At 44.5% G+C, this 20602-nt stretch carries 16 protein-coding genes; 14 read left to right on the forward strand and 2 right to left on the reverse strand.

The genetic code is table 11. The features are described from left to right. Positions 1-405: 405 nt before the first annotated feature. The 5 genes from speE to RSX31_RS17090 all read left to right on the forward strand — a co-directional run bounded on the left by speE (position 406) and on the right by RSX31_RS17090 (position 4840). The gene (gene speE / locus RSX31_RS17070; RefSeq protein WP_148996313.1) at positions 406-1236 is read left to right on the forward strand and encodes a spermidine synthase; all 831 of its coding nucleotides are present in this window, start codon (positions 406-408) and stop codon (positions 1234-1236) included. Between the two features lie 125 nt (positions 1237-1361). Beyond that, entirely contained in the window at positions 1362-2234 is an 873-nt protein-coding gene (gene speB / locus RSX31_RS17075) for an agmatinase (RefSeq protein WP_148996314.1), read from the forward strand. Positions 2235-2444: 210 nt separating this feature from the next. Continuing rightward, positions 2445-2882: a DUF1934 domain-containing protein gene (locus tag RSX31_RS17080; protein WP_262372008.1), complete on the forward strand. Its 438-nt coding sequence runs from the start codon at positions 2445-2447 to the stop codon at positions 2880-2882. A 4-nt stretch (positions 2883-2886) separates the two neighbouring features. After that, positions 2887-4557, forward strand: coding sequence for an arginine--tRNA ligase (gene argS, locus RSX31_RS17085; protein ID WP_315635285.1), 1671 nt, complete (start codon positions 2887-2889; stop codon positions 4555-4557). A 103-nt stretch (positions 4558-4660) separates the two neighbouring features. Then, complete coding sequence (locus RSX31_RS17090) at positions 4661-4840, forward strand: XapX domain-containing protein (protein WP_148970668.1); 180 nt, start codon at positions 4661-4663, stop codon at positions 4838-4840. 98 nt (positions 4841-4938) lie between these two features. On the opposite strand, the gene uvsE is transcribed toward RSX31_RS17090, so the two are convergent. Both uvsE and cls read right to left on the reverse strand, forming a co-directional pair. Further along, positions 4939-5892 (reverse strand): UV DNA damage repair endonuclease UvsE, encoded by a 954-nt coding sequence (uvsE, locus tag RSX31_RS17095; protein ID WP_148996317.1) that lies wholly within the window; start codon positions 5890-5892, stop codon positions 4939-4941. A 12-nt stretch (positions 5893-5904) separates the two neighbouring features. Next, entirely contained in the window at positions 5905-7110 is a 1206-nt protein-coding gene (gene cls, locus RSX31_RS17100; protein ID WP_315635287.1) for a cardiolipin synthase, read from the reverse strand. A gap of 305 nt (positions 7111-7415) precedes the next feature. Here cls and RSX31_RS17105 point away from each other — a divergent pair, with 305 nt between their 5' ends. The 9 genes from RSX31_RS17105 (at position 7416) to rpoE (ending at position 20151) form a co-directional block, all read left to right on the forward strand. Next, entirely contained in the window at positions 7416-9533 is a 2118-nt protein-coding gene (locus tag RSX31_RS17105) for a 4Fe-4S dicluster domain-containing protein (protein ID WP_148970671.1), read from the forward strand. 341 nt (positions 9534-9874) lie between these two features. After that, a complete protein-coding gene (locus RSX31_RS17110; protein WP_315635290.1) occupies positions 9875-11062 on the forward strand; it encodes an acetyl-CoA C-acetyltransferase in 1188 nt (395 codons plus the stop codon). 131 nt (positions 11063-11193) lie between these two features. Beyond that, complete coding sequence (locus RSX31_RS17115) at positions 11194-12045, forward strand: 3-hydroxybutyryl-CoA dehydrogenase (RefSeq protein ID WP_315635292.1); 852 nt, start codon at positions 11194-11196, stop codon at positions 12043-12045. Between the two features lie 28 nt (positions 12046-12073). After that, complete coding sequence (locus RSX31_RS17120) at positions 12074-13210, forward strand: acyl-CoA dehydrogenase (RefSeq protein WP_315635295.1); 1137 nt, start codon at positions 12074-12076, stop codon at positions 13208-13210. A gap of 175 nt (positions 13211-13385) precedes the next feature. Then, positions 13386-14525 (forward strand): acyl-CoA dehydrogenase, encoded by a 1140-nt coding sequence (locus tag RSX31_RS17125; protein ID WP_034765086.1) that lies wholly within the window; start codon positions 13386-13388, stop codon positions 14523-14525. 257 nt (positions 14526-14782) lie between these two features. Then, the gene (locus RSX31_RS17130) at positions 14783-15436 is read left to right on the forward strand and encodes a TetR/AcrR family transcriptional regulator (RefSeq protein WP_262372010.1); all 654 of its coding nucleotides are present in this window, start codon (positions 14783-14785) and stop codon (positions 15434-15436) included. Continuing rightward, positions 15433-18699: a fused isobutyryl-CoA mutase/GTPase IcmF gene (icmF, locus tag RSX31_RS17135; protein WP_315635298.1), complete on the forward strand. Its 3267-nt coding sequence runs from the start codon at positions 15433-15435 to the stop codon at positions 18697-18699. The genes RSX31_RS17130 and icmF overlap by 4 nt, the downstream gene beginning before the upstream one ends. Before the next feature lie 539 nt (positions 18700-19238). Then, positions 19239-19421 (forward strand): hypothetical protein, encoded by a 183-nt coding sequence (locus RSX31_RS17140; protein WP_148971213.1) that lies wholly within the window; start codon positions 19239-19241, stop codon positions 19419-19421. A 160-nt stretch (positions 19422-19581) separates the two neighbouring features. Then, positions 19582-20151, forward strand: coding sequence for a DNA-directed RNA polymerase subunit delta (gene rpoE / locus RSX31_RS17145; protein ID WP_315635301.1), 570 nt, complete (start codon positions 19582-19584; stop codon positions 20149-20151). The last annotated feature ends 451 nt before the right edge of the window (positions 20152-20602 follow it).

Raw genomic sequence — 20602 nt, forward strand, 5'->3', positions numbered from 1 at the left:
CCCCACCTTCTCCTCCCGAGGTCCGTGTGTTTAGGGACGGACCTTAGTATATTGGACAATAGTAAACATCCTATATTATGTTTAGCGTATAGTATCAGTATGAAAAGTTTTGCGAGTTTTTAAACGTCAAAGATTTAGAAAAAATTTCACTTGAAATTTTGCTAGATTCCACTATACTTTTTCTCATGTTTGTATTTATCATGATAGGGAAGGATAAAAATGACGTCTGTTGCGGACGTTTTAATAAATAGGAGTAAAGCCCGTCATTAAAGGCTTTCGCTTAATTGAGTGATCTATTTTGTCCTGAGATGAACGTGTGAAAACTCAAACTAGTGGTATATGATTTTTACAACGAAGAACGGAAATAGCGAAAAATCGATAAAAAACAGAAGGGAAGTTGAAACAATGAGCGGACTTTGGTACACAGAAAAACAAACAGAAAACTTCGGAATCACGATGAAAATCAAGAAGACTTTACATACAGAGCAAACGGATTTTCAATATCTTGAAATGGCAGAGACAGAAGAGTGGGGTAACATGCTATTCCTTGATGGAATGGTGATGACAAGTCAAAAAGACGAGTTCGTCTATCACGAAATGGTAGCTCACGTACCTTTATTCACACACCCAAACCCTGAGAAAGTATTAGTTGTTGGTGGCGGAGACGGTGGCGTAATCCGTGAAGTGTTAAAGCACCCAAGCGTGAAGAAAGCGGTACTTGTTGAAATCGACGGAAAAGTGATCGAGTACTCTAAGAAGTATCTTCCGGAGATTGCTGGAGAATTGGAAAACGAGCGCGTTGACGTACAAGTGGACGATGGCTTCATGCACATCGCGAAAAGTGAAAATGAATATGACGTGATCATGGTTGACTCCACTGAGCCGGTCGGTCCAGCTGTAAACCTATTCACAAAAGGTTTCTATGCAGGAATTTCGAAAGCACTGAAAGAAGACGGAATCTTTGTCGCGCAATGTGATAATCCTTGGTTCAAAGCGGATCTTATTCGCCAAGTACAAAGCGATGTAAAGGAAATCTTCCCGATTACCCGTCTGTACACAGCGAATATCCCGACATACCCAAGCGGACTATGGGCATTCACGATCGGTTCGAAAAAGCACGATCCAATCGAAGTGCCGGAAGACCGTTTCCATGATATCGAAACAAAATACTACACACCAGAACTGCACAAAGCAGCATTCGCCCTTCCTAAATTCGTTAAAGACCTGACGAAATAAAGAAAATTTGAGGGACGGACCTCAAAATTCAGTGAAATAGTTTAAATTGAGGCAGGGACGGACCTCAGGAGGTGCTGAAGCACCTCCTGAAGGTCCGTCCCTCTAAAAAAGAGAGGTTGAAGAGTATGCGTTTTGATGAGGCTTATTCAGGTAATGTGTTTATTAAGAGTCATCCTTCTTATGAAGACAGCCAGGTAGTTCTTTACGGTATGCCGATGGATTGGACGGTAAGTTACCGTCCCGGTTCCCGTTTTGGCCCGGCTCGTATTCGTGAAGTTTCGATCGGTTTGGAAGAGTACAGTGCGTATCTTGACCGCGAGCTCGAAGAAGTGAAATTCTTTGATGCCGGGGATATTCCATTGCCATTCGGTAACCCGCAGCGAAGCATCGATATGATTGAAGATTATATCGACGGTCTTCTTGGAGACGGAAAAACCCCATTCGGAATGGGAGGGGAGCACTTGGTATCATGGCCGGTCATGAAAGCAGTCGCTAAGAAATATCCGGACCTTGCGATCATTCATATGGACGCTCACACAGATCTTCGTGAAGAGTATGAAGGAGAGACATTATCCCACTCCACTCCGATCCGCAAGATCGCTGAGCATATCGGACCGAAGAATGTCTATTCATTCGGAATCCGTTCCGGGATGAAAGAGGAATTCCAATGGGCGAAAGAAAACGGTATGCATATCTCGAAATTTGAAGTACTTGAGCCGTTGAAGCAAATTCTTCCACAGCTTGCAGGACGTCCTGTGTACGTGACAATTGATATCGATGTATTAGACCCTGCACACGCTCCTGGTACAGGAACCGTAGATTGCGGTGGGATTACGTCTAAAGAATTACTGGCATCGATCCATGCCATCGCTCACTCTGACGTAAATGTAGTAGGAGCAGACCTTGTAGAAGTTGCCCCGATCTATGATCCATCAGAGCAAACAGCCAATACAGCAAGTAAGCTGATTCGCGAAATGCTCCTTGGTTGGGTAAAATAAACTCCCAAAAGCCTCTTCTGATCGTCGGAAGGGGCTTTTCTTTTACCATAAATCCGCTTACATCCAATCCGCAAAATGAAAACTCATCGTGTTCCATTGCAATTTCCCACAATACTTCTTATACTTAATTAGTTAGAAGGAAGGGACGTCTAAAAGAGGGACGGACCTATCACTTGATCGGACCCTAATATAGAAAAGGATGTGAGTGGTTTGACGGCAAAAACAGATTACACCCCTGTCAAAGTTCACTTGAAAACCAAAATCACAATAGGAGAGGAAAGTGACTCTTTTGAACTGGTATCATTTGGTCGATACTATGAAAAAGGAGATGCCGTTTTCCTGAAGTACGATGAGGTGCAAGAGGAAGGAACCACCCATACGATTGTTAAAGTCTCTGATCAACAAGCTCTCATTCTCAGAAGCGGTGCAGTGAAAATGAGAATGGCCTTTAACGAACGGGAGGAACAAAATGGTTCTTATGAAAGCCAGATGGGTACTCTCTTACTTACAACCAAAACAAAGAAACTTTCACATACACAAAGTGACTCAATACTTGAAGGGGATTTCAACCTTTCTTACGAGTTAAAAATGCAAGACAGTCCAGTAGGGGATTATGTTATGTCCATTCACTATAAGGAGGAAGCATAGGCACATGAATATTGTCGAAAAAGTACAAGAAAACCTGAAATCCGAAATAAAAGCAGCAGTTCTGAAAGCGGGACTCGCAACAGAGGACCAGATTTCTGATGTTATTTTAGAAATCCCGAAAGAAAAATCCCACGGTGACTACTCTACCAATATGGCGATGCAGCTTGCACGCGTAGCGAAAAAAGCGCCGCGCATGATTGCAGAGGACATTATGGCGAACTTCGACCAGTCCAAGGCATCAATTGAAAAAATGGAGATCGCAGGACCTGGATTCATTAACTTCTATATGAACAATGAATACTTGACCGACTTGATTCCATTGATTCTTGATCAAGACCAGCAATATGGCCAATCTAATGCTGGGAATGGCGAGAGAGTGAACGTGGAGTTTGTATCTGCCAACCCGACAGGTGACCTTCACCTTGGACATGCCCGTGGAGCGGCTGTAGGTGATTCCCTATGTAACGTTCTTGAAAAAGCAGGTTATAAAGTAACGCGTGAATACTACATCAATGATGCAGGAAACCAAATCCATAACCTGGCGATTTCGGTCGAGGCCCGTTATTTCCAAGCTCTTGGTGAAGACAAAGCGATGCCTGAAGATGGATATCACGGGGCGGACATCATCGGAATCGGGAAGAAACTGGCGGGAGAATTCGGTTCGAAATATGCGGAAGTTAGCGACGAAGAGCGCTACAAGTTCTTCCGTGAGTATGGACTGAAGATCGAAATGGCGAAGCTTCAAAAGGACCTTGAAATGTTCCGTGTGCCATTCAACGTGTGGTACTCTGAAACTTCACTCTACGAAAACGGTAAAATTGATGCTGCGTTAAAAACATTAAAAGACAATGGTCACGTTTATGAAGAAGACGGGGCGACCTGGTTCCGTTCGACTGAACTTGGGGATGACAAAGACCGTGTTCTCATCAAGAATGATGGGACGTACACGTACTTGACCCCGGATATTTCCTATCACCAGGATAAATTCGAACGCGGGCACGATGTGCTGATCAATATTTGGGGTGCTGACCACCACGGATACATCCCTCGTATGAAGGCGGCGATTGAAGCACTTGGTTTTGACCGTGAGAAGTTAGAAGTAGAAGTGATTCAACTTGTTCACCTTTATAAAAATGGTGAGAAGATGAAGATGAGTAAGCGTACAGGTAAAGCAGTCACTTTACGTGAGCTTGTAGAAGAGGTCGGCCTGGATGCAGTCCGTTATTTCTTTGCCATGAGAAGTGCCGATACGCATATGGACTTTGATTTGGACTTAGCGGTATCCCAATCTAATGAAAATCCAGTGTACTATGCTCAATATGCCCACGCGCGTATTTGCAGCATTCTTCGTCAAGCAGAGGAGCAGGGACTCGCTTCAGAAGACAAGATCGACTTAAAGCTGATCGGTACGGAAAAAGAAGTGGATTTACTGAAAAAATTAGGTGAATTCCCGCAAATGGTTGCCGATGCTGCGGAGAAACGTACACCTCACCGTGTGGCAAACTACATTAACGACCTGGCATCAGCTTTCCACAGCTTCTACAATGCCAATAAGGTTCTTGATGAAGAAAACCGTGAACTTACAACGGCTCGTTTGGCTCTTGTAAAAGTGGTTCGAGTCACATTACAAAACGCTCTTGCATTAATCGGAGTTGCCGCTCCGGAAAAAATGTAATGACGATAGATGAAAAAGGTCCGTCCCTCGGGGTGGACCTTTTTCTTATATTTCTCAAGCTTTGACGTATAATAAAAGTAGACATACTGTTCAGGAGGATGTTATGAAAACAGTTATTTTAGCGATTGTGACCGGTTTCCTGGTTGGTTTTATTTTTGCACTATTCAAGCTTCCTATTCCTGCACCGCCTGCCTTGGCCGGAATTGCAGGAATCGTAGGTATTTACCTTGGATTTAAAGCCTTCACAGCCATTCAGCCTTGGATTGAATCGGTCTTTAAATGAAATCTACATAGGAATCGATTCCAGGAACCGATAGCTTCCAAAGACCGGTTCCCGGAATAGACAAAAAAAGACGAACAACAGCGTGTTCATCTTTTCTTCTACCATTCCAACGCCCCGCCGCTAATCCGCTTTACTCCCCGAATCGTCGAGAGATCCTCTATCAGCTTCAACATGGCCAGATCTTTATGCTTTGCTTCAATCATAAAATCAATGTCCTGATCGAACGTCTTGAGAGTTTTGAAAAATCCTTCTACAAAGCCTGCATCCACCAAATCAGCGTGAGAGCGGAATGCTTTGTCCGATTTCGGCGAGGAAATATGTATTTTTGGAACGAGATCTCTCTTTTCCCATGTGGCAAAAATCGCTTCAAGATAATCTTCTAATGGCTTCTCACTAAGGTTGGCCTCGTGATGGTGGATATCAAGGACCATGGGGATGTTTTCTCTTTGACAGACACCTAATGTTTCTTCTACCGTATAGGTTTTGTCGTCGTTCTCCAGGGTCATGATCTTTTTCACATCAGTCGGGAGGCTTTTCAAATTCTCATGAAAGCGTACAAGCGTTTCTGCCTTATCACCATAGCTTCCACCGATATGAATGTTAATGACAGAGCTATCCTCTATCCCCATATATTCAAGCATGCGGTAATGATAAACCATATCCTTTACGGCGTTGTCAGTGACATGCTGCTTGGGACTGGTGAATAAAGTGAACTGATTAGGGTGAAAACTTGCCCTGATCCCAAACCTTTTGATCAGATCCCCAAGCTCTTTCCATTCGTCTTTAAATGGGGAATAGAAGTCCCATTCAACATCCGGGTGAGTAGCTAACGGAACAAGTGAGCTTGATAGTCGGTACAGTTCAATTTCGTGAGCTGCGCACAGATACAGTATGCGTTTCGTATGTTCCAGGTTTAATCTTGTTACTTCCTTCAAACGATCCATTCGTTCCTCTTTTGGAAGATCAGAATATCGTTTGAAGGTCATGGTTTTGGCAGGGCTTGCGTCCCATAAGGAGAGGGAATTAGCAACAAACCCCAATCTGACTTTCATGTGGTTTCCCCCCTAAAGTAAAATGGAAATGGATGAAGCGACACGTTCCTTTATACGAGTGAGCAAGGAAACATTTGCAAGATCGTTTTCGCTCAGCATGTCGGATGCTTCCATATCCTTTGCCATCTCTTTTTTTAATGTATGAATAAATTCTTTGTCGAAAATAAGGTTGTTGATCTCAAGATTGATAAAAAAGCTTCTTTTATCAAAATTGGCCGTACCTAAATCACAGAAATGATCGTCTATGATCATTACCTTAGCATGGTAAAAACCGTTCATAAATTGATACACCTTTGCCCCTTTAGCCAGTAAGGTTCTAAAATAAGGGAATGCTGCTTCCTTCACTAACATATGATCGGCATTATTTGGAATGATGACCCTTACGATAACGCCACGTTCCAATGCATGACAAAGGGCATCCATTAAAATGGGTGTGGGGATGAAGTAAGGAGTCCCAATAATGATTTCATCTTGTGCTTCATCAATGAACTTCTTGAAGAAATCCTCGATATTCACACCTTCTGTAGGGAAGATCTGATGTGTGATGCTTCCTTTTTCAGCTGGAGGAAAGTATTTCACTTCGTTTTTAAGTTCATTCTTCGCTGCCCTGAACCAATCGATACAAAATTCTGTTTGTAAATCGTGAACGCCTTCACCCTCCAAACGGAGATGATAATCCCTCCAAGGAGACAGCTCGGGTTTGTCATTTTCATCAATATATTCTTTCCCTACATTATACCCTCCCAAATACCCAATCCCCCCATCAATGACGGTGATTTTTCTGTGATTACGCTGTTGGGAGGAAAAGAATAAGAAGGGGAGCCTGACCTTTTGACAGTAGGCCACTTCCACCCCTGCGTCACGGAGCATTCTCACTTTTGATTTAGGCACATTATGACTCCCGATCTGATCCATTAACAAGCGGACCTCTACGCCTTCTTTTGCTTTAACCTTCAGTAAATCCATAAACCGTAAAGCAAAATGGTCATCTTGGACGATATAGAATAAAACATGAATGGAAGACTTGGCTTCCTTCATTTCTTTAAACATTCGATCAAACAGCTCCGGACCTCTGGAAAATAATTCGATATCGCTGTTTCGTTTTTCATAATCTCTTCTTGTCCGTGTCCGGATGAAATGACTTCTACCCAGCTTAAAGTCGATCATTAACAAGCCTATGACAACAACTATTATTAACAGTAGGATGAACCACCACATATAATCACTCTCTCATCTGCATTAGCATTAGTATGTCCTTAAATCTTACCTACTTTGCACTCTTTCTTCTTTTACCTTAAATGATTCATATTGAAACCTATGGGGGGTACAAAAAGTCCTGGTTATTCCCGACGAATGAATGACTATTCATGTAAAGGTTTTCATTTTTCTTGGTAAAAACCATTGACTGAATGCTCATTCATAATATAATGGATATATGAACTATTCAGAATATTAATTTGGTTTGTAAAAGTTTGAACAAAGGGGAAGTTCGGGTCAAACCAAAGAAGGGGGAGTGTTTTTCAATGAATGGGTTACTCATTCTCAATTGGGTTGCATTTATTCTTGTAACCGTTTACGCACTTAGTCTGTTTGTGTATGTAGTAAAGACGAGAATTGAATATATTAAGCTCGGAAAGAAAGTGGAGTTCGACCAGCGATTCAAGGAACGGTTCCAGAAGATCGTGGTCAATGTCTTCGGCCAGAAGAAGCTCTTGAAGGATAAGAAGAGTGGAGCGATCCACGTCATGTTCTTCTACGGCTTCATATTAGTCCAATTCGGAGCCATCGATTTCATCTGGAAAGGACTGGCGCCAGGGAGTCACTTACCACTGGGACCATTATATCCCGGATTCACGTTCTTCCAGGAGATTGTCACACTCATGATCCTGGTAGCGGTTGTTTGGGCCTTCCACCGCCGCTATGTGGAGAAGCTGGTTCGTCTTAAAAGAGGATTTAAATCAGGATTGGTTCTCCTATTCATCGGGGGATTAATGCTATCGGTTCTTGTAGGGAACGGAATGGGCCTTATCTGGCACGGTGAAGAGCTTGCCTGGACAGAGCCTGTAGCGTCACTCATTGCAGGAGCACTTGGAGCCATTGGAGAAACAGCTTCCATCGTCATCTTCTATGTGGCATGGTGGATCCATTTATTATTCTTACTGGCATTTCTTGTATATGTTCCACAATCCAAGCACGCTCATTTAATCGCAGGTCCTGCGAATGTCTACTTCAATCGATTAGACAACCCTGGAAAGCTTAAGCCCATCGACTTTGAAGATGAGTCAGCCGAAAGCTTCGGGGTAGGGAAAATTGAAGAGTTCACGCAACATCAAATGATCGATTTCTACGCGTGCGTGGAATGTGGTCGTTGTACGAATATGTGTCCTGCTACAGGAACAGGGAAAATGCTTTCCCCAATGGATCTAATTGTGAAACTGCGTGATAATCTGACGAATCACGGTGCGGTCGTTACTCAGAAAAAACCGTGGGTGCCGACTTTTGCATTCAATGGGACTAAAGGGAATCAACTTGCGATGGCGAGTGCCACTCAAGCAGCGGAAGAAGCGGCTGCTGGAGCTGCGTACAGTCCAAGCCTGATCGGAGATGTCATCACAGAAGAAGAAATCTGGGCATGTACGACGTGCCGTAACTGTGAAGATCAATGTCCGGTCATGAACGAGCACGTAGATAAAATCATCGACCTTCGCCGTTACCTGGTCCTGACTGAAGGAAAGATGGATGCAGATGCACAGCGCGCGATGCAAAATATCGAACGCCAAGGGAATCCTTGGGGTCTGAACCGTAAAGAACGTGAAAACTGGCGTGAAGCGAGAGAAGACGTTCATATCCCTACGGTTAAAGAAATGAAAAAAGCTGGAGAAGACTTCGAATACTTATTCTGGGTTGGATCCATGGGTTCATTCGATAACCGCAGCCAAAAAATCGCGTTATCCTTTGCCAAGCTGCTGAATGAAGCAGGCGTGAAATTCGCGATCTTAGGAAACAAAGAGAAGAATTCCGGTGATACACCACGTCGACTCGGTAATGAGTTCCTATTCCAGGAGCTTGCAGGTCAAAACATCGCCGAATTCGAAAAGAATGAAATCAAGAAAATTATTACGATCGATCCGCATGCTTATAACATTTTCAAAAATGAGTATCCTGACTTCGGATTGGAAGCGGAAGTGTATCACCATACAGAGCTTCTATATGACCTGGTAAAAGAAGGACGTCTGAAGCCGAAATACGAAGTGAATGAAACGATCACCTTCCACGACTCCTGTTACCTGGGACGTTACAATGAAGTATACGATCCACCTCGGGAAATCCTGAAATCAATCTCCGGCGTGAAATTGGTTGAAATGGAACGTAACCGTGAAAAAGGTATGTGCTGTGGAGCGGGTGGAGGACTTATGTGGATGGAAGAAGACGCAGGTCACCGCGTGAACGTTTCCCGTACAGAGCAGGCACTCGAGGTCAGCCCATCGGTCATCAGCTCGGGTTGTCCATACTGTCTAACGATGCTATCTGATGGAACGAAAGCGAAGGAAGTGGAAGAAACCGTCTCTACTCAGGATGTGGCAGAAATCCTTGAAAAAGCGGTATGTGGCGATCAAAAAGATCAGCCGGCTGCTTCGTAAAAAGAATATTATCCGTTTGATAATGAAAAGTCCGCTTCTCAGTAGTTGAACATCTAGGAGTGAAACAAAAGCCTCAATCTGCGTTTCACTCCTAATATTTTTTTACAATAATAAATTTAATAGAAAAATAAAAACTTTCTAAAAAATCATTACGTTCTAAACGAATATGAAGTACAATAAAGGTATATAAAGGGACAAAAACTGTCCCTTCTCTTATGGTGACTGGTTGAGCGAGCGTTCAGTCGAATTAAAGTAAGTCCAATTTTTTAGGAATAGTTGAAAGCGTATACAATTTGTTTTTGTCGAATCGAATCATTCAGATATAAAGGAGAGCGATTGAGATGGGAAAAACGGTTATTTTAGATGGAGCAAGAACGCCATTTGGTAAATTTGGTGGAAGCTTAAGCAGTTTTACAGCTTCAGAGCTGGGCGGTTTTGCCGTGAAGGAAGCCCTGAAACGATCAGGTATAAATGGTGAAGAAGTAGAGGAAGTGATCCTCGGATCTGTTTTACAAGGGGGGCAGGGACAGATCCCTTCCCGACAAGCATCACGTCATGCCGGATTACCGTGGAACGTTAAAACGGAAACCATCAACAAGGTATGTGCTTCAGGAATGCGAAGCGTGACAATGGGTGACCAAATCATCCGTGCAGGTGACGGCGAAGTCATCGTTGCGGGCGGGATGGAATCCATGTCCAATGCACCGTATATCCTTCCGAAAGCTCGCTGGGGTTTCAAAATGGGGGATTCCCAAGTGAAGGACTTAATGGTTCATGACGGATTGACGTGCAGCTTCAACAATGTCCACATGGGAACGTACGGAAATGAAACAGCGAAAGAGTTTGAATTATCAAGAGAAGAGCAGGACGGTTGGGCACTTAGAAGCCATGAACGCGCTTTGAAAGCGACAGATGCAGGCATTCTTGGGGAAGAAATCGTCGCGGTGGAAGTACCACAGCGTAGAGGGGAACCAGTAGTAGTCAGTAAAGATGAAGCCCCACGCAAAGAAACGTCCATCGAAGCTCTGGCTAAATTAGGCCCAGTCTTCGGATCAGAAGGAACAATCACAGCAGGGAACGCACCGGGGGTCAATGACGGGGCGGCAGCCATGGTACTCATGAGTGAAGAACGAGCCATAAAAGAAGGGAAGCAGCCATTAGCTACCATCCTAGGACACACGGCAATTGCCGTCGAAGCGAAGGACTTCCCGCAAACACCGGGACTCGTCATCAATGAGCTTCTGAAGAAAACAGGCAAATCACTTGAAGAAATCGACCTGTTTGAAATTAACGAAGCATTCGCAGCGGTTGCCCTGACAAGCGGGAAAATCGCCGGGTTAGACCCTGAAAAAGTCAATGTGAACGGTGGAGCAGTCGCCCTTGGACATCCGATCGGAGCAAGCGGAGCCCGTATCATCCTGACGCTGGCATACGAACTGAAACGTCGCGGAGGCGGTGTAGGAATTGCATCGATCTGCAGCGGAGGCGGTCAAGGGGATGCGATTATGATTGAGGTGCCGAAGCAGTAGGCTGTTAGGAGAGTGTTGTACCAGGTACAAAACGGCTAACTTGTACCTGGTACGCATAAATATGATCAGCTACAACTTCAATTACAAACTAAACCAACTAGATAACTAGCTTTAACAAGGGGGAGAAAATAATGAACATCAAAAAAGTAATGGTCATCGGGGCGGGACAAATGGGGTCAGGCATCGCTCAAGTGTGTGCCCAGGCGGGATTCGACGTCTACCTGAACGATCTGAAAGCAGAATTTGTACAAAAGGGAATCGGTGTGATCACAAAGAATCTGACGCGCTCCGTTGAAAAAGGAAGAATGTCAGAAGAAGAAAAAGCAGCTACAGTGAACCGTTTGACGGCTTCAACGGATATTCATGAAGCGAAGCAAGTAGACCTTGTCATCGAGGCAGCGGTTGAAAACATGGAAATCAAAACAAAAATCTTTGCTCAACTGGATGAAATAACTCCGGAGCACACGATCCTTGCTTCTAACACTTCTTCACTACCGATTACAGAAATCGCTGCAGCGACGAAGCGTCCCCAACAAGTAATCGGAATGCACTTTATGAACCCGGTACCGGTCATGAAGTTGGTTGAAATCATCCGTGGCCTTGCGACAACGGATGAAGTGTATCAAGTGATCGAAGACATGACGAAATCCCTTAACAAAGTACCGGTTGAAGTAGAGGACTTTCCAGGGTTTGTCTCAAATCGTATCCTTATGCCTATGATCAACGAAGCAATCTACACACTATATGAAGGGGTCGCAAGTAAAGAGGCGATTGATGAAGTGATGAAGCTGGGTATGAATCATCCAATGGGTCCCCTTACTCTGGCAGATTTCATCGGACTTGATACATGCCTATACATCATGGAAACACTGCACGAAGGCTTCGGTGATGACAAATACCGCCCATGCCCGCTACTTAGAAAATATGTGAAAGCAGGCTGGTTGGGAAGAAAAACGGGCCGCGGTTTCTATTCATACGAGTAACAACGACGAACATCAGGGAGGACCATTCATGGAGTTACGATTCACGGAAGAGCAACAGATGATGAGAAAGATGGTACGGGATTTTGCCGAAACGGAAATCCAGCCGTTTATCGAGAAGATGGAAGAAGGGCAATTCCCGAGAGAGATATTGAATAAAATGGCGGAACTTGGGTTGATGGGCATCACAATCCCTGAGAAATATGGCGGCTCTGAAATGGATTTCACATCCTACATCATTGCCATACATGAGCTGTCCAAAGTAAGCGCAACCATCGGGGTGATCCTGTCTGTGCATACTTCAGTAGGAACAAATCCGATTCTTTATTTCGGTAACGAAGACCAGAAACAAAAGTACCTTCCCAAGCTTGCGACCGGGGAATATTTAGGCGCTTTCTGCCTGACGGAACCAAGTGCAGGATCGGATGCGAAAAGCTTGAAAACGAAAGCCGAAAAACGTGACGATCACTATGTATTAAATGGATCAAAAGTATTTATTACAAATGGTGGAGAAGCGGATACGTATATTGTCTTTGCCGCAACGGATACGTCAAAAGGGAGCCGGGGAGTATCAGCCTTCATCGTAGAGAAAGATACACCGGGTCTTGTGATTGGAAAAGACGAACATAAAATGGGTCTCCACGGTTCGAGAACGGTTCAGTTGACGTTTGAAGATATGAAAGTACCGGCTGAAAACCTTCTGGGTCAAGAAGGGGAAGGTTTCAAAATCGCCATGGCGAATCTGGATGTCGGTAGAATCGGAATCGCAGCGCAGGCGTTGGGAATCGCAGAAGCGGCTTTCGACTATTCCACCGCTTATGCCAAAGAGCGCGTACAATTCGGTAAGTCGATCGCAGCCCAACAGGGGATCGGATTTAAGCTTGCAGATATGGCGACGGCCGTTGAAGGATCGAAGCTTCTTGTGTATCGTGCGGCAAATCTTCGTTCAAATAACATTTCCTGTGGAAAAGAAGCAAGCATGGCAAAGCTATTTGCTTCTAAAACAGCAGTGGAAGTCTCAACAGAAGCCATTCAGGTTTACGGAGGATATGGCTATACGAAGGAATATCCGGTTGAACGTCTATTCCGTGATGCGAAGGTGACGGAGATTTATGAGGGTACGAGTGAGATTCAGAGAATGGTGATTGGGAAGAATTTATTGGTTTAGAGTGATGGATGGGTTTGAGATCTTGGAAGAGTGTATTTGTGCACGTATTCTGAAGCGTGTCAGGCACCTGATCTTGATAGTGATGTTTCGTGGCGTAAAGGGGTTTGTTGCTTTGCTTGCATCGTAAGGGTGCCAGACCCGGTATGTAGTAGATCATAGATATGGAGGAATCGAGATGAATTTTAAATTATCGGAAGAGCATGAAATGATACGTAAGATGGTGCGTGATTTTGCGCGGAATGAGGTGGCCCCGACTGCTGCCGAGCGTGATGAGGAAGAGCGCTTTGATATGGACTTGTTTAAGAAAATGGCTGAGCTTGGATTGACGGGAATTCCTTGGCCGGAGGAGTACGGTGGAATCGGGAGTGACTACCTCGCATACTGCATCGCCGTTGAAGAGCTTTCAAGAGTGTGTGCGTCTACGGGGGTAACCCTTTCAGCCCATACATCGTTAGCGGGATGGCCGGTATATAAATTCGGTACAGAAGAGCAAAAGCAGAAGTACCTTCGTCCAATGGCACAAGGTGAAAAAATCGGGGCTTACGGATTGACTGAGCCAGGTTCAGGATCCGATGCCGGCGGTATGAAAACGACGGCCCGTTTAGAAGGAGACCATTACGTATTGAATGGCTCTAAGATTTTCATCACAAACGGTGGAATCGCCGATACGTATATCGTATTTGCTTTGACAGATCCTTCCCAGCGCCAGCGTGGAACGAGTGCGTTCATCGTTGAGGCAGATTTCGAAGGGTTCTCTGTAGGAAAGAAGGAGAAGAAGCTCGGGATTCGTTCATCGCCAACCACTGAAATCGTATTTGAAGACTGTAAGGTACCAAAAGAAAACATGCTAGGAAACGAAGGGGATGGATTCAAGATTGCCATGATGACCCTTGATGGGGGACGTAACGGAATTGCAGCTCAGGCGGTCGGGATTGCCCAAGGAGCCCTTGATGCGTCTGTCGATTATGCAAAAGAGCGTGAGCAATTCGGTAAGCCGATTGCAGCGAACCAGGGAATTTCATTCAAAATTGCCGATATGGCGACGTCCATCGAAGCTTCCCGTCTACTAACCTATCAAGCTGCGTGGTTAGAGTCAGAAGGCCTTCCGTACGGAAAAGAATCGGCGATGTCGAAACTGATGGCCGGGGATACAGCGATGAAAGTGACAACGGAAGCGGTTCAGATCTTTGGTGGATATGGTTATACGAAGGATTATCCTGTGGAGCGTTATATGCGTGATGCGAAAATTACGCAGATTTATGAGGGGACGCAGGAGATTCAGAGATTGGTTATATCGCGGATGGTGACGAAGTAGGGATTTGGGTGTAATGGGATTTTTGTAGAGGATCTCTTGGTCGTCCTGAAGCGTGTCAGGCACCTGATAGATTTTGGGATGCTTCGTGGCATAAAGGGGTTCGTATCAGCGCTTGCTTCTTAAGGGTGCCAGACCCGGTATGACTGGATATATAGTTAGAGAGAGATATATGACGATCTGCTTTGTTGGGGGATGAGGCAGATTGGTCTTGGAATGGGGTCAATGGGAGAAATGGATAGTAAAGGCGGTCGGTTGTTTTGAATAAGAAGAGGGAAGTTCATGCTTCGGTTAAGGATGAGCGTTTAGTAGAAAAGCGGCGTGATCAGATGATTCGTGGGGCCGTCTCTCTATTTAAACAAAAGGGGTTTCATCGCACCACGACTAGAGAGATCGCAAAGGCCGCCGGATTCAGTATCGGAACGTTATATGAATATATTCGAACAAAGGAAGATGTCTTGTACTTAGTATGTGACAGCATTTATGAGCAGGTCCGGCTGGAGCTTGAGGAGCTGGATGTCGGAAAAGGGACACTGGAGAGCTTAAGGCTTGGCATCGCTCATTATTTTAAAGTGATGGATCGTATGCAGGATGAAGTCCTCGTCATGTATCAGGAGGCGAAATCCTTATCGAAGGACGCCCTTCCATATGTACTGCGTAAAGAACTTGAAATGGTGGGGATGGTGGAAAATCTCATCATTGGCTGTGTCGAGAGTGGAAAGCTTGAGCTTGATGAAGATCAGATCCATATGCTGGCTCAAAATGTATTCGTCCAGGGACAGATGTGGGGATTCCGTCGTTGGGCACTTCAGAAGAGATTTACACTCGATGAATACATCAATCTTCAAATCGAACTCACTTTTGCAGGCGTCATAGGGTTTGAAAAACAAGGGAGAACAGGGGGAGTAATATGAGCACGGTTGAAATTTATAAACCAAAGCACCATGTTCGTTTTGTCACGGCTTCGAGTCTGTTTGACGGACATGATGCGTCGATCAACATAATGCGTCGGATTATCCAGGCAAGCGGGGCAGAGGTTATCCACTTAGGTCATAACCGCTCCGTGGAGGAAGTCGTCAATGCCGCGATTCAAGAGGATGTACAGGGAATCGCGATTTCGTCCTACCAGGGCGGACACGTTGAATACTTCAAGTATATGTACGACCTTTTGAAAGAAAGAGGAGCGTCTCATATCCGCATTTATGGCGGTGGTGGGGGCGTGATCATCCCACGTGAAATCAAAGAGCTTCACGAATACGGGATTGCCCGCATCTTCTCACCTGAAGACGGTCGCAAGCATGGTCTTCAAGGAATGATCAACAACATGATCGAAGAGTGTGATTTCCCGACAATCAAGGGAAGTGTGAATCAAGAGGTTGAAAAGCTTTCGACTGGAAATGTGAACACGGTTTCGAAGCTGATTTCACTTGCCGAGTATCAAGTCGGAGCGAATGAAGAAGTGGCGGCGACGGCCCAAACCGTTTTTTCTGAAATAAAGAACTTAGCGAAAAAAGTTCCTGTACTGGGGATCACAGGAACAGGTGGAGCAGGGAAGAGCTCCCTGACGGATGAGCTGATCCGTCGTTTCATCAACGAGCTTCCTGAAAAGAAGATCGCGATACTATCCATCGATCCCACGAAACAGAAAACAGGCGGAGCCCTTCTTGGGGACCGCATTCGTATGAATGCCATCTTCAATCCTCGCGTCTATATGCGAAGCCTCGCTACCCGTGGGTCGAAAACAGAGCTTTCACTGGCCATCAAGGATGCCATCAATGTGGTCAAAGCGGCAGGCTATGATCTGATCGTCGTTGAAACGAGCGGGATCGGTCAGGGGGATGCGGAAATCGCTGAAATCTGTGATATGTCCATGTATGTGATGACAAGTGAGTTTGGTGCTCCGTCACAGCTCGAGAAAATCGATATGATCGATTTTGCCGACCTTATCGTCATCAATAAATTTGAGCGTAAAGGCTCGGAGGATGCAAGACGCCAGGTCCAGAAGCAGTATCAGCGCAGCCACTTGCTTTTTGATAAAGATTTAGATGACATGCCGGTATACGGAACGATCGCCAGCCAGTTCAACGATCCGGGTACGAACGCGTTGTTTGCAGCGATCGTGGAAACCGTGAATAAGAAAATGGAACTGGATTGGAAAACAAGCTTCTCCAAAGATGTATATGTGGAAAAGCAAAACGTCATCATTCCAAACAATCGCCGTTACTATCTGCGTGAGATTGCGGAAACGGTCCGGAACTATCATAAAAAAGCCGAAGAGCAGGTGAACCTCGCACGCAGGTTGTTCCAATTGGAAGGGGCAATCGAAGCGGTTAACGAAAAGGAAACGAATGATGGGGTCATTACATCTCTTCAGACGTTGAAAGATGAAGTCGAAAACAAATTAACAGCTGAGTCGAAACAGATTTTACAAAAATGGGATGGGTTAAAAGAAACCTACAGCAAAGATCAATTCATCACAAGAATCCGTGATAAAGAAATCGTCACTGAATTAAAGACAAAGAGCTTATCGGGACTCGATATTCCAAAAGTGGCCCTTCCAAAATACAAAGACTACGGACAGATTCTGGATTGGGTATACAAAGAGAATGTTCCAGGCTCATTCCCATACACAGCAGGAGTGTTTCCTTTTAAACGAAAAGGGGAAGATCCGAAGCGTCAGTTTGCAGGGGAAGGCACACCTGAACGGACGAATCGCCGTTTCCATTATCTATCGAAGGATGATGATGCGAAACGCCTGAGTACAGCGTTTGATTCTGTAACGTTATATGGTGAAGATCCGGATCACCGTCCGGACATTTACGGTAAGGTCGGAGAGAGCGGAGTGAGCATCTGTACACTTGAAGACATGAAGAAGCTATACGCCGGCTTTGATCTGTGTGCCCCTTCCACGTCTGTATCCATGACGATCAATGGTCCGGCACCGATCATCCTGGCTATGTATATGAATACGGCTATCGATCAGCAGATCCGCATGAAAGAAGAAGAGCTTGGCCGTGTGCTGACGGTGGAAGAATATGTTGAAGTAAAGGAACAAACGCTTCAGGTCGTTCGTGGAACCGTGCAAGCTGATATTCTAAAAGAAGATCAAGGACAAAATACGTGTATCTTCTCGACTGAATTTGCCCTTCGCATGATGGGTGACATCCAACAGTACTTCATCGATCATAAAGTACGGAACTATTACTCTGTATCGATTTCCGGCTACCATATCGCTGAAGCGGGAGCGAACCCGATTTCACAGCTTGCCTTCACATTGGCGAACGGGTTCACTTACGTTGAATACTATTTAAGTCGCGGAATGGACATTAATGCGTTTGCCCCAAATTTATCGTTCTTCTTCTCGAACGGACTCGATCCCGAGTATACGGTGATCGGACGTGTGGCCCGCCGCATTTGGTCAACGGTGATGCGTGATAAATATGGCGCAAATGAAAGAAGTCAAAAGCTGAAGTACCATATTCAAACATCCGGGCGCTCTCTTCATGCCCAGGAGATTGACTTCAATGATATCCGTACGACGCTTCAAGCCTTGATGGCCCTGCAGGATAACTGTAACTCCCTGCACACCAATGCCTATGATGAAGCCATCACGACACCTACAGAGGAATCGGTCCGCCGTGCCATGGCGATTCAGATGATCATCACGAAAGAACACGGATTATCGAAAAATGAAAATCCGCTTCAAGGATCGTTCATCGCTGAAGAGCTGACCGATCTGGTGGAGGAAATGGTTCTGACAGAATTTGATCGCCTGAATGATCGAGGCGGCGTACTTGGATCGATGGAAACTCAGTATCAACGAGGCAAAATCCAAGAAGAATCCATGTACTACGAAATGAAAAAGCATTCCGGGGAACTTCCGATCGTAGGAGTGAACACGTACCTGAATCCAACTCCACCTTCAGAGGAACAAATGGACAGCATGGAACTTGCACGTGCAACGAAGGAAGAAAAAGAAACACAAATTCATAATCTGCGAGACTTCCAATCACAACACAAAGATCATTCCGAAGAAGCACTCACCCGCTTAAAACAAGCAGCAGTGAACGGAGGAAACATCTTTGAAGAACTCATGGAAACAGTAAAAGTGGCCAGTCTCGGCCAAATAACACGCGCCCTCTACGAAGTAGGCGGGCAGTACCGTCGTAATATGTAAAGAAATCATGAAGAAGATGAGACTACTGTGGGGGTGCAGTGGTCTCTTTTTCACTCAGTGGGGACTTCTATATGGTGGTCAATGGATATATTCATAGCGATGGGTGGGTTGTAATTTTTCTAAGACTGTTTTCAATATTTATTAGGTCTGCCTTGTGAATTTGAAAGTAATATTAGCTAAGTTGATTGGAGCGGAAGGTGCTCGACTCCTGCGGGAATAGTGGGACAGGTGAGACCCCACAGGCGAAGCCGAGGAGGCTCACCGCCCACCCCGCGGAAAGCGAGCATCCTGGAGCGGAAATCAACCACTACTCGCTCATGGGGAAGTAGCAACAAGTCTAAGAAAAGAACCTAATCAATACAGAGCTATGTTAAATAAACGAAAATAAGTTTAAAAAGTCCATAAACAGTCTATCCTTTAAACAAAATCAACCAATTTTTAACACGATCTTAATAGTAGTCGGGTATCATTTCCTATATAATGAGAATTGTCAGATTAGTGAGAGGATAAGAACGATACATACGTTTGGATGTGAGACTGTGAAGACCATTTTTCGTTATATACTATTAGCCATCATCCTATTTGCTGCAGTACTTCTATATCAATTGCAATTAGGAGCGATTCCTTTTCTTCTACTCTCTTTCTATCTTTTCTATGAAGCGTTCCGTGTAATTCGAAATGGTGAAAAAGAAGAGAAATGGGAAAGCGGCAGACCTTCCTGATTCCAATTGTGAAAAAAATGCAAGAAAAACCAGATAGGTATAGCATAAAGTCTTTTCAATTGTTTATAATGATGAATATGGTTAGAATTGATAATGGAGAATTTTTGCCCTTTTTTACTCTACTTAGTAGAGTGTGAAATAGAGAAAGGAAGTGCGTTAATTGAGTCTTAAGCAGTTATCCAAAGAAGAATTACGTCAAACATCATTCATTGAGTTGGCACATGAGATTTTAACAGAGAAAAAGAAAGCGATGCCCTTCGAAGACTTAGTCAAAGAAATTAAAGGTTTGCTTGAAATCTCTGAAAAAGAGGTTCGCAGCCGCTTACTTCAATTCTACACGGACCTTAATGTCGAGGGACGTTTTATTGCAATGGGCGATAACAGTTGGGGATTAAGAGAATGGTATCCAGTGGATCAAATCGAGGAAGAAACGGTTCCAACGATGAAGTCCAGCAAAAAGAAAAAAGCGAAGAAGAAAGACGATGACGATTTAGATCTTGAAGATTTCGATGATCTGGACGATGAAGATCTTGATTATGATGATCTTGATGACACGGACGATGACGATGATCTGACAGATGACGACGATGTAGACGCCGTTGACGACGATGCAGATGAAGATCTGGACATCGATGAAGACGAGGAAGAACTTGAAATCGATGAATTCGATGAAGTCGATGAAGACGAAGAAGAAGAAGAAGATCTTGATGAGGAAAAGGACGATAAATAATCCTCACCTCCTATAAGCATCAGACAAACCCATCAAAAAGGCGTTTTTTCCTTTTTGATGGGTTTTTTTATGGTCTCGAGCCTTGTGCATCGAGTGATGCCATTGATTGAAAATTCCCTCATCATTCTATGCTTGACTTCTTTCTTTGAGGAAGGTAGTATTTTATTTGGGCTCCTTAAAAAAGGACGAATTACGTATACAATGCTCCCCTTACATGTTTTGTAAGCGGGGCTTTTTTTATTTTATAAGAAGAAAGCTTTGACGTAACAGGGTATTTTCTATTCCTTTATGTGTGGCGGATCGATTCTTAAAGACCCCTTACATTTTTATGTATATTTATAATAAGAGGCTGTCTTAAAGCTTGAGTATGCAGATGAATTTATATTAAGAGAATGGACTTGTCCTTCTTTGAACAAGATAAATTCATGACATACCTACAATAGACACCCTC

It is taken from the genome of Rossellomorea yichunensis (assembly GCF_032337515.1).
Classification (GTDB): domain Bacteria; phylum Bacillota; class Bacilli; order Bacillales; family Bacillaceae_B; genus Rossellomorea; species Rossellomorea yichunensis.